Origin of the sequence: Burkholderia sp. NRF60-BP8 (assembly GCF_001522585.2) — a bacterium.
GTDB lineage: Bacteria > Pseudomonadota > Gammaproteobacteria > Burkholderiales > Burkholderiaceae > Burkholderia.
On the sequence record NZ_CP013372.1, the window covers coordinates 870,790 to 886,865 of the forward strand.

Here is a 16,076-nt window from a genome sequence, read left to right on the forward strand (position 1 = left end):
CGGATCCCGGAATCGTCATGCCTTGGCGCAACGCACGTCGTCGCGCGGCACATGCGTTTGCACGCCGCGCATTGCGCCGGCATGACGAGCGCACCGAACGGGATCGGGTCGGGAAAGCCGGCGACGCGCCGACGTGCGCGACCGGGCGGAACACGCGGAATCCAGGGGAGCGTCCGTCGATCGCGGCATGACGGACGTCGCAACATTGTGCTGTCAGTTGATCCACTACCCCGATGGATCAATTGTTGAAGCGCCCGTCGCCGAGCGGCGACGGGCGTCTTTTTGTCCGCGCCCGCATGCCGTGGCGGCGGCCGGCCCGATCGCACGGCGTTCTGTATCATGTGCTGGCGTGCGTGGCGGCCCGTGCGGGCGCACGGCCTGCCGGCGCGACCGATCACGTTGCCAACATGAACGATAACGCCTTGCCCGATTCTTCCATCGCCGACGCCGATCCGGCCGCGCTCGATGCGCTGCAGACGTTCGTCGAGCGTCATCCTCGCCTGCTCGTGCTGACCGGCGCGGGCATCAGCACCGATTCCGGCATTCCCGGTTACCGCGACCGCAATGGCCAATGGATGCGCTCGCCGCCGATTCAGCTTCACGAATTCCTCGGCTCCGACGCCGCGCGGCGCCGCTACTGGGCGCGCAGCATGATCGGCTGGCCGGTCGTCGGCCGCGCGCGGCCGAACGGGTCGCATGTCGCGCTGGCGCGGCTCGGCGGCGCGGGCCGGATCGAGCGCCTCGTCACGCAGAACGTCGACGGCCTGCATCAGCGCGCGGGCAGCGGCGACGTGATCGAACTGCACGGCGGCATCGACGGCGTGACCTGCCTCGACTGCGGCGCGCATCATGCGCGGGCCGCGATCCAGACCGTGCTCGAAGCCGACAATCCCGAGCTGCTGGGCGCGCAGGCCGAGCCGGCCGCGGACGGCGACGCGCACCTCGAATGGGCCGCGCTCGATACGTTCCGCATTCCGGCGTGCCCCGCGTGCGGCGGCCTGCTGAAGCCGGCGGTCGTGTTCTTCGGCGAGAACGTGCCGCGCGAGCGCGTGGCGCTGGCGTCGCAGGCGCTCGACGCGGCCGACGCGTTGCTCGTCGTCGGCTCGTCGCTGATGGTGTATTCCGGCTACCGCTTCTGCGTGTGGGCGCAGGCGCAGCACAAGCCGGTCGCCGCACTCAATCTCGGCCGTACGCGCGCCGACCCGATGCTGACGCTGAAGGTCGAGGCGCGCTGCGCCCCCGCGCTCGACGCACTCGTGGCGCGGCTGGGGCTCGGGCGCAACGGCGACACGAAGGAGCATGCATCGTGACCGGCGCCGCTACTTCGCCCGATCCGTCTGCGCGGCTGTCGGCGCCGGCGGCCGAACGCAATCGCGGCCCGATCCTCGACGTGCTGCGCCGCGTGCTGCCCGCGAGCGGCAGCGTGCTCGAAATCGCGAGCGGCACCGGGCAGCACGTCGCGCACTTCGCGCAGGCGTTGCCGGGCCTGCACTGGCAGCCGAGCGATCCCGATGCGCACGCGCGGCGTTCGATCGCCGCGTGGGTCGCGCATGCGGGCCTCGAGAACGTCGCCGGGCCGCTGGCGTTCGACGTGCGCGACACGCCGTGGCCGGTCGCGGCGCTCGACGCGATCGTCTGCATCAACATGATTCATATCTCGCCGTGGGCCTGCACCGACGCGCTGTTCGCGGGGGCGTCGCGCGTGCTGCGGCCGGGCGGCGTGCTGTTCCTGTACGGCCCGTACCGTCGCGAAGGCCGGCATACGGCGCCGTCGAACGAAGCCTTCGACCGGCAGTTGCGCAGCCGCGACCCGTCGTGGGGCGTGCGCGATCTCGAGACCGTGGTCGCGCTCGGCCTCGATCGCGGGCTCGATTGCATCGAGGTCGTCGAGATGCCGGCGAACAACCTGAGCGTCGTGTTCCGGCGCCTGCCGCACGCGGAGCAATGACACGCAAGCGCGCAGCGCCGCCGGGTTTCCACTATCCTTTCGCCTGTGCGCGCGGCCCGGCTCGGGTCGCGCCCCGTTTTTTCCGGAGAATTGACTAATGGGCAAACAAGCAATCGGTGTGATCGGGCTCGCGGTGATGGGCCGCAATCTCGCACTCAATATCGAGAGCCGCGGTTACGCGGTGTCGGTGTACAACCGCAGCCGCGAGAAAACCGACGAACTGATCGCCGAATTCCCCGGCCGCAATCTGGTGCCGACCTATACGCTCGAGGAATTCGTCGCGTCGCTCGAAACGCCGCGCCGGATCCTGATGATGGTGAAGGCCGGGGAAGCGACCGATGCGACGATCGCATCGCTCAAGCCGCTGCTCGAGAAGGGCGACGTGCTGATCGACGGCGGCAATACGCACTTCACCGACACGATCCGCCGCAACCAGGAACTCGCGCAGTCGGGCCTGCATTTCATCGGCACCGGCGTGTCGGGCGGCGAAGAGGGCGCGCTGCGCGGCCCGTCGATCATGCCCGGCGGCCAGCGCGACGCGTACGACCTCGTCGAGCCGATCCTCAAGCAGATCGCCGCGAAGGCGCCGTCGGACGGCGAGCCGTGCGTCGCGTACATGGGCCCGGACGGCGCGGGCCACTACGTGAAGATGGTCCACAACGGCATCGAATACGGCGACATGCAGCTGATCGCCGAAAGCTACTCGGTGCTGAAGGACGTCGCGGGCCTGACCAACGACGAACTCGGCGCGGTGTACACCGAATGGAACCAGGGCGAGCTCGACAGCTACCTGATCGAGATCACGTCGAAGATCTTCGGCAAGAAGGACGAGGAGACCGGCAAGCATCTCGTCGACGTGATCCTCGATCGCGCCGCGCAGAAGGGCACCGGCAAGTGGACGAGCCAGAATGCGCTGGATCTCGGCGTGCCGCTGCCGCTCATCACGGAGTCGGTGTTCGCGCGCGTGCTGTCGTCGCTGAAGACCGAGCGCGTCGCGGCCAGCAAGATCCTGTCGGGCCCGGCCGCCGCGCCGTTCGACGGCGATCGTGCCGCATTCGTCGAAGCGGTGCGCCGCGCGCTGTACCTGAGCAAGGTGATCTCGTACGCGCAGGGCTTCGCGCAACTGCGCACGGCGTCGGAAGAGTACGGCTGGAACCTCGATCTCGGGACGATCGCGAAGATCTTCCGCGCCGGCTGCATCATCCGCGCGCGCTTCCTGCAGAAGATCACCGACGCATATGCGAAGGATCCGGCGCTCGCGAACCTGCTGCTCGACCCGTACTTCAAGGACATCGCCGCGAACTACCAGGCATCGCTGCGCGACGTCGTGGTGGCCGCGGTGAAGGCCGGCGTGCCGGTCCCGGCGTTCGCATCGGCGGTCGCGTACTTCGACAGCTACCGTTCGGAGCGGCTGCCGGCGAACCTTGTGCAGGCGCAGCGAGACTTCTTCGGCGCGCATACGTTCGAGCGCACCGACAAGCCGGGCAGCTTCCACGCGAACTGGTCGTAACCGGCCGGTGGCGGCCGCATTGTTGCGAAAATCTATTCTTTGAATAGGGTTTTTCTATCCCGGATGCCGACATTGTTGGCTCCGGGGAAACAGTGTTTTCGCTCTTTCATGGTTTTCCCTAGGTGCTGACGGGACTAAACTTTGTTCCATCGCTGCAGACATGGTGTGTGCGGCGGAGCAAAAAAATCCCGGAGGTAATCATGAAATCGCTGATCGCAACGTTCGCTGCTGCTGCTGTCCTCGCCGTTCCCGCCGTCTCGTTCGCCCAACAGAACGCGCCCGTCACCCGTGCACAGGTGAAGGCGGAGCTGGTCCAGCTGCAACAGGCCGGCTACAAGCTGGGCAGCGACCGGACCAACTACCCGGAAGGCATCCAGGCTGCCGAAGCCCGTGTGAACCCGCAACAGAACGTCGCTGCGGCCGACACGACCGGCTACGGTGCGCAACCGGCCGCCGGCCAGGAATCGGGCGCACCGGCTGCGGCCAAGACCGGCTGGCAAGTCAAGCGCATCTCGGACGGCGCACCGGTCTACAAGGGTCGTTAATGGTACGGCCGCGCTGGCGACCGGATCCGACCCCCTGTAGTACAACAGCCCGTCGTACCGCTAGTGCGGTACGACGGGCTGTTTTCATTGGCGGCGCGCGATGCGCCGCCGTTCAGTGCAGCGGGCGTCTGCCGCGCCCGATATCGCGAAACAGCGCTTCGGCCGGCTCCAGTACCTGCAGCCACGTTTCGTCGTAACCGCTCAGCGTATCGAGTGCGTCGCGCAGCCGTTCGATCGCGAGGACCGGCAACTCGACGCTGTGGCGCGTGGCGCCGGTCAGGTGCGTGACGCTCGCTAGCTGGACGAGCGCGTCGGCCGCTTCGGCGACGTCGGTCGCGAACAGCAGGTGCCGGTTGAGCAATTCGACCAGACCGCTGGAACCGGCGAAATCGTCGGCGTCGAGCTGCACGGAGAGAAACGTCGCGTTATTCATTGTCATGCTCCTCGTTGTCGTTGGATCGCGCTGCGCATCACCGAGTATAGGCGGCGATCGAAGCGGAGAATATGACGGGGCCGATACGGGCGGCGAGGGTGGCGGCACCCCGCAGGGAAATCTCCGAAGCCCCGGCCGGGCGGCCCGCCCGGCACGGCTCGCGGCCCGCCGGCGCGCCCGCGCGACGCCGCAAGATTGTTTCCGGATCCGCCAACTGTCGGAGCCTCGACCGCCACAAATGGTATCTTTGCCGATCGGGACGCGCGAAAAAGGGGCCGGTGAGCTCATTCGCGCCGACGTCCCGCTGTGGAAACTGACGGCCGCGACAGCGGTCGGATACTGGTTGATCCGGCCGTTCGGCCGGACATCGTGCGTCGCGTGCCGGGGGGCGGTGGGCGGCGCAACGACGGCAAATCCGGGAGGACCCTTGAGAGAAACTATTCCCATCCACGACGCGCTCACGCGCTGGCTGCCGCAGGCGGCGCTCGTTGCCGCGGCCATCGCGCTGGCGGGCTGCACGATGACGCCGTGGACCGACAGTTGGCAACCCACGCGTCAACCGGCGCCTACGTCGGCGGCGACGCCGGGCGTGATCGCCGGCTATTACCGCGTGAACCCGGGCGATACGCTGGCGGGCATCGCGAGCGCCTACGGGCAGCGCGTGCAGGACGTGGCCAGCTGGAACCACATGGCGCCCACCGACGCCGTGTCGCCGGGCCAGGTGCTGCGGGTCGCGCCGCCGCCGGCCGCGGCCTCGTACGGGCAGCCGCCCGCGGCGGCCGCCCAGCCGGGCTCGCTCGCATGGCCGGCCACGGGCGTCGTCGCGACACCGTTCTCGGCCGGCAAGACGCGCGGCGTCGTGATCGCCGCGTCCGGGCCCGACCATTCGGTGCGGGCCGCGGCAAACGGGCGTGTGGTGTACGCGGGCTCCGGCGTCAAGGCGTACGGTCCGCTCGTGATCCTGAAGCACGACAACGGGCTCATCACGGCCTACGGGCACAACGGCAAGCTGCTCGTCAACGAGGGCGACGCGGTGCGCCAGGGGCAGCCGGTCGCCGAAATGGGCACCGACGCGAGCGGTCGTTCGACGTTCGAGTTCGAGGTCCGTCAGAACGGCAAGGTCGTCGATCCGATGAACTTCCTGCCGCGCAACGGCGGCTGATCGTCGGCATCGCCACGTGTGCGCCGGGTGGCGCACACGTTCCCGCCCCCTTTCATCTTTTCCACCTTCATCCTTTCTCGAGCGTCGCGGCGCCGGATTGTCTCGCACGATTGCCGAGCCAGCAAATGCCCAATGCGAGCGCCGCCGCGCCGAACGCGATCAGCGAACACTGGATCGCGACGGGCAGGTAGCCGTGCGGCCGCGGATCGACGAACGGGTAGGGATACCAGTTCTCCACCGCGCCGCGCACGAGCGTATAGCCGAGATAGACGACCGGAAAGCCGAGCCATGCGAATGCGCTGCGGCGCGGAATCGGCGAGCGCGGTTCGACATACAGCCAGTCGCACAGCATCACGAGCGGCACGATCCGGTGCAGTACCCAGTTGTTGAACGCCGGCGTGACGTGGCGCAGCGCATCGAGCCGCGCGAGCAGGAGCTCGTAGACGATCGCGGTGATCAGCACGTACAGCACCGCCGCGCCGCGCATCGATTCGTAGCGGGCCGAGCCGGGGCGTGCGATGCGCCATAGCCCCGCGGCCAGCATCGCGGCCGCGTAGAGGCTGCTCAGTTGCGTGAAGTAGCTGAGGTAGTTGCCGAGATGGAAGTTCGGCAGGCGCCAGTAGTCGGCGACGCTGTGCAGCGTGGTGGACACCGCGAGCAACGCGGCGATCAGCCGGTAGGCCGCAACGAAGAACGCTTTGCTCATGATGCCCGCGCGCCGTCGCACCAAAGCTTCATCGTGCCACAGCCGCCTGCGTGCGCGATGCGGATTTTCCATAGGGCGGCCCTGCGCGGCGCGCGTCGACGATACGTCGGATATTTGATCGCGTCGTGTAAAACCGGGCGCCCGTGCGGCTACAATCGCCACAGCATTGCCAGGCGTCGTCCGGTTGCAACTGGCGCCTTCCCCGAATACAAAACGAGACGAAGCATGAAAAACATCCTCGCGAAACAGACGCGCTACAGCTCGCCCGCGATCTTCTTCCACTGGGCCATCTTCGTGCTGGTCGCGCTGGCCTACCTGGCCATCGAGATTCGCGGACCGAAAGGCAGCGACAGCCGTGCGTTATGGATGAACGTGCATCTGACGGCCGGTACGTTCGTCCTCGTGCTGTCGGTACTGCGCGTGCTGTGGCGAGTCGTCAGCCGCGTGCCGGAAGCGATTCCGCAGGCGGCGCTGCTGCGCTGGCTGTCGAAGCTCGCGCATGTCGCGCTCTACGTGTTCATCATCGCGCAGCCGCTGCTCGGCATCATGATGATCAACATGGGCGGCAAGCCGGTGTCGCTCGACTGGCTCGGCGTGTCGTTTACGCTGTTCGGCCCCGACAAGGCGCTGCGGCCGACGATCAAGGAAGCGCACGAGCTGATCGGCAACGCGTTCTATTTCGTGATCGGCCTGCATGCGCTGGCCGCGCTCTACCATCACTTCATCCGGCGCGACGACGTGCTGCGGCGCATGGCGCCCTGATCGTCCCGTTTCCGGCGCGCGCAGCACGCGGGGGCGCATGGTTGCGTTGACAACCATGCGCCCCCCGTTCGTTTACCGTCGCCCGCACTGTTCACCACGTCGAACATTCTGTAACATCTCGGCTGCCTTTACATTCCGCTTACTCGTCGCCGCGCATGCTGCACCGACATCGTCACCTGACTGCCTGGCTTGGCCTGATCGCGATCTGGATCGCGATCGCGGCGCCGCTGGTGTCGCAGTGGCGTATCGCGCAAGCGGCGACGCCCGATGCGATCGTCTGCAGTACCGATCATGGTGCGCATCGTTCGTCCGATACGGGCGGCATGCACGGTCATGCGTTGCATCTCGACGCGTGCGGCTACTGCGGTTTCTTCGCGCATAGCCCGGCCATCGGCGCGCCTGCCGCCGCATCGGTCGACTTCCTTCCCGTCGTTTCCGTTTCCGCCGTCACGTCGCCTGCCGTCGCGGCGCGCAGCGACCGCTATCCGCGCGCGTATCCGCGCGCACCGCCCGAGCGCGCCTGACGCGTTTCCCGCCGTTCCTACTTCCGCCGATATCCGTGCGGCCCGTCGAGGCCGCGTGGAGGGCGCCACTCGGGCTTTCGATCATGATCAATTTCCAGTTGCGTGCGTCGCGCAATACCGGTGCGCGACCGCTGCCGCGCATGCTGAAACTTACCGTTCCCGCGCTGGCTGCCAGCGCGCTGGCCGCGAGCGCCGCCGCGGCCGACACCCCACATGCGGCCGGCGCGCCGGCGGACGCCGCCGCCGTGCTGTTGCCGCCCGTCGAAGTCGTCGCGTCGCCGCTGTCGACGCCGCTCGTCGTCGTCACGGATCCGAAGGCGCCGCGCCAGCCGCTGCCGGCGAGCGACGGCGCCGATTACCTGAAGACGATCCCCGGCTTCACGTCGATCCGCAGCGGCGGCACGAACGGCGACCCCGTGCTGCGCGGGATGTTCGGGTCGCGGCTGAACATCCTGGCGAACGGGATGCCGACGCTGGGCGCGTGCCCGAACCGGATGGACGCGCCGACGTCGTATATCGCGCCGGAAAGCTATGACAAGGTCACCGTCGTGAAGGGGCCGCAGACCGTGTTGTATGGTCCGGGCGCGTCGGCCGGCACCGTGCTGTTCGAGCGTGTGACGCCGCGTTTCGAGCGCCCCGGCATGCGCTTCGACGGCAGTCTCGTCGGCGGGTCGTTCGGCCGCAACGACCAGAACCTCGACCTGAGCGCCGGCACGCCGGACGTCTACGGCCGCGTGACCGCGAACCACGCGCATTCGCAGGACTACGAGGATGGCAACGGCAACACCGTGCCGTCGCAGTGGGACAAGTGGAACGCCGATGCGGCGCTCGGCTGGACCCCCGACGACCATACGCGCGTCGAGCTGACCGCCGGCACCGGCGACGGCTATGCGCGCTACGCGGGCCGCGGGATGGACGGCGCGCATTTCCGCCGCGAGACGTTCGGCCTGTCGTTCGACAAGCGGCATCTCGGCGACGTGCTCGACCGGATCGAGGCGCGCGTGTACTACAACGAAGCCGATCATGTGATGGACAACTACACGTTGCGGCAACCCGACCCGACGAGCAGCATGCCGATGCGGATGGCCGCGGACGTGCGACGCCGCACGGTCGGCGCACGGGCGGCCGCGACGTTCCGCTTCGGCGACGACTTCAAGCTCGTCACGGGCGTCGATGCGCAATCGAACCGGCTCGATTCGCGGTCGTCGATGGGGCAGCAGAACTACCGCGACCAGCCGTGGGATGCACAGGCGACGATGTGGAACGCGGGCGTGTTCGGCGAGCTGACGTGGTATGCGAGCGACGTATCGCGCGTGATCGGCGGCGCGCGCGTCGACTATGCGAGCGCACGCGACAAGCGTGCGATGCAGCGCGGCATGATGACGAGCAAGCCGAACCCGACCTTCGACGACGATCGGACGAAAGTGCTGCCGAGCGGCTTCGTGCGCTACGAGCGCGATCTCGCGTCGCTGCCCGTCACGTGGTATGCGGGGATCGGCCACGCGGAGCGTTATCCGGACTACTGGGAACTGTTCTCGGCGACGCGCGGGCCGGCCGGCTCGGTCAACGCGTTCTCGGCGGTGCAGCCGGAGAAGACCACCCAGCTCGATATCGGCGCGCAATACAGGAGCGACCGGTTCGATGCATGGGTGTCGGCGTACGCGGGCTACGTACAGGACTTCATCCTGTTCAACTATGCGGCCGGCATGATGGGGCCGACCACGCAGGCAACCAACGTCAACGCGCAGATCATGGGCGGCGAAGCGGGCGTGTCGTGGCGGCCGGTCGCGCCGCTGCGCGTCGAGACGTCGCTTGCGTATGCGTGGGGGCGCAACGTGGCGAGCGGCGATCCGCTGCCGCAGATGCCGCCGCTCGAAGCGCGCATCGGGGTCGAATACACGCGCGGCGCATGGTCGGCGGGCGGCCTGTGGCGCATCGTTGCGCCGCAGCATCGCTACGCACTGAACGAGGGCAACGTGGTCGGCAAGGACTTCGGCCCGAGCGCCGGATTCGGCGTGCTGTCGCTGCATGCGCAGTACAACGTCAGCAAGACCGTGCAGATCTCGGTGGGCGTCGACAACGTGCTCGACAAGGCCTATACCGAGCATCTGAACCTCGCCGGCAACGCGGGCTTCGGCTATCCGGCGAACGCGCCGGTGATGGAGCCGGGGCGGACCGCGTGGGTGCGCGTGAGCGCGAAGCTGTAGCGCGCATCGCGCATGTGCGTCGCAGCATGCGCATGCATGAACGCCGCACCGCCCGAACGGGCGGTGCGCGTCAACCGATTAGAGAACCGTATCTAGTCGGGGCGCAAACGTTCGCGAGTCGTGCTTCACTCCCGCAGTCGACACACACGGTGCGCGCGATGCGGCATGCGTGTCGATCCGGTGTCATTCGCACCGGCAGCACAATAATCAGGAGAACATGCATGGCCAGATCGATGCGTTCCAGGGTAATGGCAGGGGCAGTGGCATGCGCGATGAGCGTCGCGCCGTTCGCGGGGACGGCCGCGCTGACGACGCTCGCGACGACGCGCACGGCGATGGCGGCAACCGCGCCCGTCGACGACTATGCGACGACGCGCTATCCGATCATTCTCGTGCACGGGCTGACCGGCACCGACAAGTATGCAGGCGTACTCGAGTACTGGTACGGCATCCAGAAAGACCTGCAGCAGCATGGCGCGACCGTCTACGTCGCGAACCTGTCGGGCTTCCAGAGCGACGACGGCCCGAACGGGCGCGGCGAACAGTTGCTGGCTTACGTGAAGACGGTGCTCGCCGCGACCGGCGCGACCAAGGTCAATCTCGTCGGTCACAGCCAGGGCGGGTTGACGTCGCGCTATGTCGCGGCCGTCGCACCCGATCTCGTCGCGTCGGTGACGACGATCGGCACGCCGCATCGCGGCTCCGAGTTCGCCGACTTCGTGCAGGGCGTGCTCGCGTACGATCCGACCGGATTGTCGTCGACGGTGATCGCCGCATTCGTCAATGTATTCGGCATCCTGACGAGCAGCAGCCACAACACGAACCAGGACGCGCTCGCGTCGTTGAAGACGCTGACCACCGCGCAGGCCGCCACCTACAACCAGAACTATCCGAGCGCGGGCCTCGGCGCGCCCGGAAGCTGCCAGACCGGCGCGTCGACGGAAACCGTCGGCGGCAACACGCATCTGCTGTATTCGTGGGCCGGCACGGCGATCCAGCCGACGCTTTCCGTGCTCGGCGTGACGGGGGCGACGGACACGAGCACCGTTCCGGTCGTCGATCCGGCGAACGCGCTCGACCTGTCGACGTTGGCGCTGTATGGCACGGGCACGGTGATGATCAACCGCGGCTCGGGCCAGAACGACGGGCTCGTGTCGAAGTGCAGCGCACTGTACGGCAAGGTGCTGAGCACGAGCTACAAGTGGAACCATCTCGACGAGATCAACCAGTTGCTGGGCGTGCGCGGCGCGTATGCGGAAGATCCGGTCGCCGTGATCCGCACGCATGCGAACCGGTTGAAGCTCGCGGGCGTGTGATCGATGGCGGAACGTGAAGGGCGCGCGCCGCTGACGCGGCGCGTGGCGATCTACGGTGTCGCGGGGCTGGCGGCGATCACCGGCGTCGCGATGTGGAGCGGTGCGGGATCGCATCGCGGCACGGGCGTCGCGAGCGACACGCCGGATACGGCCGCGGTGGGCGGCGTGGCGGCTGCCGCGCCGCAGCCCGCCGTGCCGGCGAGTGCGGGCCTGCCGCCGTCGCTCGCCGGTTCCAGCGCACCACGGTTGCCGCTCGATGCGGGCGGGCATCTCGCGAAGTCGCGCGCGGTGCGCGATTTCTTCGACTATTGCCTGAGTGCGCAGAGCGACCTGAGCGCGGCCGCGCTCGATGCGTTGGTCGTACGCGAGATCGCCGCGCAGCTCGACGGCACGGTCGCGCAGGCCGAGGCGCTCGACGTATGGCACCGGTATCGCGCGTATCTCGATGCGCTCGCGACGTTGCGCGATGCCGGAGCGGTCGACAAGTCGGACCTGGGCGCGCTGCAGGTCGCACTGGATCAGCGCGCGTCGATCGCGTACCGCACGCTCGGCGACTGGAGCCAGCCGTTCTTCGGCGCGGAGCAGTGGCGGCAGCGCTACGACCTGGCGCGATTGAAGATCGTTCAGGATCGCTCACTGACGGATGCGCAGAAGGCCGAGCGACTCGCGGCGCTCGAACAGCAGATGCCGGCCGACGAACGCGACGCGCAGCAGCGGGTGGATCGGCAGCGCGCCGCGATCGACCGGATCGCGCAATTGCAGAAGAGCGGCGCGACGCCCGATGCGATGCGCGCGCAACTGACGCAGACGCTCGGCCCCGAGGCGGCGGCACGCGTCGCGCAGATGCAGCAGGACGATGCGTCGTGGCAGAGCCGTTACGCGGATTACGCGGCGCAGCGTGCGCAGATCGAATCGGCCGGCTTGTCGCCGCGGGATCGCGACGCGCAGATTGGCGCGCTGCGGCAGCGCGTGTTCACGAAGCCCGGCGAAGCCGTGCGCGCGGCATCGCTCGATCGTGGAGCGGGCAGCGCGCATTGACGAATCGGGTGCCGCCGTATGCGGCGGGCTTCATGCCGCGCGCGTGATGTCCCGCGGCAGATGGTGCTCGATGGTATCGGCGAGCGTGTCGAACGCGGGGCGGATGCCTTCGTGCGCGACGCATGCATAGCCGAGCAGCAGGCCCTGCCGCGCGGTGTCGAGGTTGCTGTAGTAGCTGGTGAGCGGGCGCACGATCACGCCCGCGTCGAATGCGCTCTGCGTGACCGCGCGATCGTCGCACGCGCCGGGCAGGCCGAGCACCAGATGCAGGCCGGCCTCGTCGCCCATCACCGGCAGCGCGTCGCCGAAGCGCGCGCGGATCGCGTCGATCATCAGTTGCCGGCGCTCGCCGTACAGCGTGCGCATTCGTCTGACGTGCGAAGTGAGATGGCCGTCCATGATGAATTCGGCGAGCACGGCCTGCTGCATCAACTGGCCTTCGCGATACAGCTCCGACAGCCCGGTGCGGAAGGTGTCGACCAGATGCTCGGGCACGACCATGTAGCCCATCCGCAGCCCCGGGAACAGCATCTTGCCGAGACTGCCGACGTAGATCACGCGGCCGCCGTCGTCGAGCCCCTGCAGCGACGCGAGCGGGCGGCTGCCGTAGCGGAATTCGCTGTCGTAGTCGTCCTCGATGATCCAGCAGCGGTGCTGGCGCGCATATTCGAGCAGCATGCGGCGCCGCGCGAGACTCATCACCATCCCGAGCGGGTACTGATGCGACGGCGTGACGAGCACGAGCCGCGGCGGACGCTGCATGTCGCTCGCGCGCGGGTCGAGCCCTTCCTGGTCGACCGGCACCGGCGCGAGCGCGAGGCCGGCCGCCTGCAGGACGCTGCGCACGCCCCAGTAGCAGGGTTCCTCGACCCACGCGCGATCGCCGATGTCGGACAGCAGCCGCACCGCGAGATCGATCGATTGATGGATGCCCGTCGTGATGATCACCTGGTCCGGCGAGCATTTGACCGAGCGCGCGACGCGCAGGTAATCGGCGAGCGCGCGCCGCAGCGGCCGGTAGCCGCCGCCCGGCGCATAGGTCAGCAGCTCCGGATTGGCCTCCTTCCACAGCCGCGCCTGCAGGCGGCTCCACGTGCGGCTCGGGAATTCCGACACGTCCGGCACCCCTGGCATGAACGCGCCCCACTGGCGCCGCGAGACGCCTGCATGCTCGATCAGTTGCCGCCCGCGCATCGACAGGCTGCCCTGCGCGTCGGGCGGCGGCGGTTCGTCCGCGACCGACGGCGCCGTGACGCCCGGCACCCGGATCGCGGCGGCGTCCGGCCGCGTGTCGGCCACGTAGGTGCCGCTGCCGGTCGTCGTCAGCACGTAGCCTTCGGCCGTCAGCTGGTCGTACACGTGCAGGACCGTATTGCGCGCGATCGACAGGTCGCCCGCGAGCGTGCGCGAACTCGGCAGCTTTGTTCCTGGCCCCAATTCTCCGGTCAGGATGGCCTGCTGCATCAGTTGCAGCAGTTGCCGGTACATCGGTTCGGGCGAGCTGCGGTCGATGCGGGCGGAGAGCCAGTCGGCGACGATCACGGTATCCAAAGTGGTCCTACTTGGAATATTGAAATGGTTCCCTATTGTAGAACCGTGCGCACCGTATAGTGACTCGCATCTCAAAATCAATTGTCGCGGAGCCAGGGGGACAGCACGATGAAGTCCGATGATGTGATCGTCAGCTTTCGCGGCGTGCGGAAGACCTACGACGGCGAGGCGCTCGTCGTCAAATCGCTCGACCTCGACATCCGCCGCGGGGAATTCCTGACGCTGCTCGGGCCGTCCGGCTCGGGCAAGACGACCTGCCTGATGATGCTCGCCGGCTTCGAATTCCCGACCGGCGGGGAGATCCGCCTCGACGGCGAGCTGCTGAACAACGTGCCGCCGCACAAGCGCAACATCGGCATGGTGTTCCAGAACTACGCGCTGTTTCCGCACCTGACGGTCGAGCAGAACGTCGCGTATCCGCTGACGGTGCGCAAGCTGCCGGCCGCCGAGCGCGCGGAGCGCGTCGCGCATGCGCTGAGGATGGTGCAGATGGAGCGCTTCGCGAAACGCTATCCGGCGCAACTGTCGGGCGGCCAGCAGCAGCGCATCGCGCTGGCGCGCGCGCTCGTGTTCGAGCCGAAGCTGGTGCTGATGGACGAGCCGCTCGGCGCGCTCGACAAGCAGTTGCGCGAACACATGCAGTACGAACTGAAGGCGCTGCACGAAAAGCTCGGCGTGACCTTCGTGTACGTGACGCACGACCAAGGCGAGGCGCTGACGATGTCCGATCGCGTCGCCGTGTTCGACAAGGGCATCGTGCAGCAGCTCGACACCGTCGACCGCCTGTACGAATCGCCGTGCAACGAATTCGTCGCGAACTTCATCGGCGACAGCAACCGGCTGCGCGGCACCATCGCGCGCGTCGACGGCGAATTCTGCGAATTCCGGCTCGACGACGGCACGAAGCTCGTCGGCCGCCATATCGGCGAAGCCGCCGAGGGCGCATCGGCCGTCGCGTGCATCCGCCCCGAGCGCATGAGCCTCGCGGCGCACGGCGCGAACGGCGCGAACGGCACCGCCAATTGCGTGAGCGGCGAGGCGCGCAGCCTCATCTATTTCGGCGATCACGTGCGCATGCGCTGCGTGCTGCCGGGGCAGGACGAATGCTTCGTGAAGGTGCCGCTCGGCACCGGCGCGCTCGACGCGTTCTCGCCCGGCGCGCCCGTCTCGCTTGCGTTCTCGCCCGAACATTTGCGCGTATTCGCGTGAGCATGGCTAACCCGGTTTTCCGCAGCACGTCGTCAACAACAAAGCCCACTTCCACCACGAGAGGAGAGGAACCATCATGAAACGAGCAAGCTTCACCGCGCGCCGCACGGCGCTCGCGCTGGCACTGGTCGCGTTCGGCGCATCGGCCACGGCTGCCGAGCTCACGGTCGTCAACTTCGGCGGCGCGAACGGCGACGCGCAAAAGGTCGCGTTCAACCAGCCGTTCGAGAAGGCCACCGGCAACAAGGTCACGGCCGTCGAATACAACGGCGAGCAGGCGAAGGTGAAGGCGATGGTCGAGGCGAAGCACGTCAACTGGGACGTGGTCGAAGTCGAATCGGGCGACCTGAACCGCGGCTGCGACGAAGGGCTGTACGAGAAGCTCGACTGGTCGAAGATCGCGAAGAAATCCGACCTGATCCCGGAATCGCCGCAGGTGTGCGGCGTCGGCTTCTTCGTGTGGTCGACGGCGCTGTCGTACAACGCCGACAAGCTGAAATCGGCGCCGACCGGCTGGGCCGATTTCTGGAACGTGAAGAAATTCCCCGGCAAGCGCGGGATGCGCAAGGGCGCACGCTACAACCTCGAATTCGCGCTGATGGCCGACGGCGTCGCGACGAAGGACGTCTACAAGGTGCTCGGCACGAAGGCCGGCCAGGATCGCGCGTTCAAGAAACTCGACGAGCTGAAGCCGTACATCCAGTGGTGGGAAGCGGGTGCGCAGCCGCCGCAGTTCCTCGTCGCCGGCGACGTCGTGATGTCGACCGCGTACAACGGCCGCATCGACGCCGCGCAGAAGGAAGGCAAGAACCTGAAGGTCGTGTGGAACGGCAGCATCTACGACCTCGACTACTGGGCGATTCCGAAGGGCTCGCCGAACAAGGCGCTCGCCGAGCAGTACATCGCGTACACGCTGACGCCGAAGCCGCAGCAGGCGTATGCGCAGCACATCGCGTACGGCCCGGCGAACATCGCCGCGATCAAGTCGCTCGACGCGAAGACGCTCGCGAACCTGCCGAACTCGCCGGCCAACGGCAAGAACGCGGTGCTGGAGGACATCGGCTTCTGGACCGACCACAGCGACGAGCTCGAACAGCGCTTCGCCGCGTGGGCAACGAAGTAACCGGTCGGGCATCCTCACGGATGTCGTGATGCAACCGGCCGC

The 16,076-nt window shown here is 67.8% G+C and carries 15 protein-coding genes; 12 read left to right on the forward strand and 3 right to left on the reverse strand.

The window, feature by feature from the left end; translation table 11 throughout:
* Positions 1–407 precede the first annotated feature (407 nt).
* The 4 genes from WS54_RS04050 to WS54_RS04065 all read left to right on the forward strand — a co-directional run bounded on the left by WS54_RS04050 (position 408) and on the right by WS54_RS04065 (position 4,003).
* A complete protein-coding gene (locus WS54_RS04050; RefSeq protein WP_059785088.1) occupies positions 408–1,310 on the forward strand; it encodes an NAD-dependent protein deacetylase in 903 nt (300 codons plus the stop codon).
* Positions 1,307–1,948 (forward strand): DUF938 domain-containing protein, encoded by a 642-nt coding sequence (locus WS54_RS04055; RefSeq protein ID WP_059784031.1) that lies wholly within the window; start codon positions 1,307–1,309, stop codon positions 1,946–1,948. Before WS54_RS04050 ends, WS54_RS04055 begins: the two co-directional genes overlap by 4 nt.
* Positions 1,949–2,045: 97 nt before the next feature.
* Positions 2,046–3,458, forward strand: a complete 1,413-nt coding sequence (gene gndA, locus WS54_RS04060) for an NADP-dependent phosphogluconate dehydrogenase (protein WP_021160879.1) — start codon at positions 2,046–2,048, stop codon at positions 3,456–3,458.
* Positions 3,459–3,658: 200 nt separating this feature from the next.
* A complete protein-coding gene (locus WS54_RS04065) occupies positions 3,659–4,003 on the forward strand; it encodes a DUF4148 domain-containing protein (protein WP_034205207.1) in 345 nt (114 codons plus the stop codon).
* A gap of 112 nt (positions 4,004–4,115) precedes the next feature.
* Here WS54_RS04065 and WS54_RS04070 read toward each other — a convergent pair whose 3' ends face one another.
* Complete coding sequence (locus WS54_RS04070) at positions 4,116–4,436, reverse strand: hypothetical protein (RefSeq protein WP_011694691.1); 321 nt, start codon at positions 4,434–4,436, stop codon at positions 4,116–4,118.
* A 427-nt stretch (positions 4,437–4,863) separates the two neighbouring features.
* Here WS54_RS04070 and WS54_RS04075 point away from each other — a divergent pair, with 427 nt between their 5' ends.
* Positions 4,864–5,598, forward strand: a complete 735-nt coding sequence (locus WS54_RS04075) for a peptidoglycan DD-metalloendopeptidase family protein (RefSeq protein ID WP_059784029.1) — start codon at positions 4,864–4,866, stop codon at positions 5,596–5,598.
* 67 nt (positions 5,599–5,665) lie between these two features.
* Here WS54_RS04075 and WS54_RS04080 read toward each other — a convergent pair whose 3' ends face one another.
* Positions 5,666–6,304: a Pr6Pr family membrane protein gene (locus WS54_RS04080; protein WP_059785085.1), complete on the reverse strand. Its 639-nt coding sequence runs from the start codon at positions 6,302–6,304 to the stop codon at positions 5,666–5,668.
* 225 nt (positions 6,305–6,529) lie between these two features.
* On the opposite strand from WS54_RS04080, the gene WS54_RS04085 reads away from it, so the two are divergent.
* From WS54_RS04085 to WS54_RS04105, 5 genes are all read left to right on the forward strand, one after another.
* Positions 6,530–7,066: a cytochrome b gene (locus tag WS54_RS04085; protein ID WP_059784028.1), complete on the forward strand. Its 537-nt coding sequence runs from the start codon at positions 6,530–6,532 to the stop codon at positions 7,064–7,066.
* A gap of 155 nt (positions 7,067–7,221) precedes the next feature.
* Entirely contained in the window at positions 7,222–7,590 is a 369-nt protein-coding gene (locus WS54_RS04090; RefSeq protein ID WP_059784026.1) for a DUF2946 family protein, read from the forward strand.
* A gap of 83 nt (positions 7,591–7,673) precedes the next feature.
* Positions 7,674–9,797: a TonB-dependent copper receptor gene (locus WS54_RS04095; protein WP_059784024.1), complete on the forward strand. Its 2,124-nt coding sequence runs from the start codon at positions 7,674–7,676 to the stop codon at positions 9,795–9,797.
* A gap of 221 nt (positions 9,798–10,018) precedes the next feature.
* On the forward strand, positions 10,019–11,113 hold the full coding sequence (locus tag WS54_RS04100) for an alpha/beta hydrolase (RefSeq protein WP_059784022.1): 1,095 nt from the start codon (positions 10,019–10,021) through the stop codon (positions 11,111–11,113).
* 3 nt (positions 11,114–11,116) lie between these two features.
* Positions 11,117–12,151, forward strand: coding sequence for a lipase secretion chaperone (locus tag WS54_RS04105; RefSeq protein WP_059784021.1), 1,035 nt, complete (start codon positions 11,117–11,119; stop codon positions 12,149–12,151).
* Positions 12,152–12,181: 30 nt separating this feature from the next.
* On the opposite strand, the gene pdxR is transcribed toward WS54_RS04105, so the two are convergent.
* Positions 12,182–13,702 carry a MocR-like pyridoxine biosynthesis transcription factor PdxR gene (gene pdxR / locus WS54_RS04110; RefSeq protein ID WP_059784019.1) on the reverse strand — a complete coding sequence of 507 codons (1,521 nt, stop codon included), beginning with the start codon at positions 13,700–13,702 and terminating at the stop codon, positions 12,182–12,184.
* A gap of 108 nt (positions 13,703–13,810) precedes the next feature.
* On the opposite strand from pdxR, the gene WS54_RS04115 reads away from it, so the two are divergent.
* Entirely contained in the window at positions 13,811–14,911 is a 1,101-nt protein-coding gene (locus WS54_RS04115; RefSeq protein ID WP_059784018.1) for an ABC transporter ATP-binding protein, read from the forward strand.
* Positions 14,912–14,987: 76 nt separating this feature from the next.
* Positions 14,988–16,034, forward strand: a complete 1,047-nt coding sequence (locus WS54_RS04120) for an ABC transporter substrate-binding protein (protein WP_059784016.1) — start codon at positions 14,988–14,990, stop codon at positions 16,032–16,034.
* Positions 16,035–16,076: the final 42 nt, after the last annotated feature.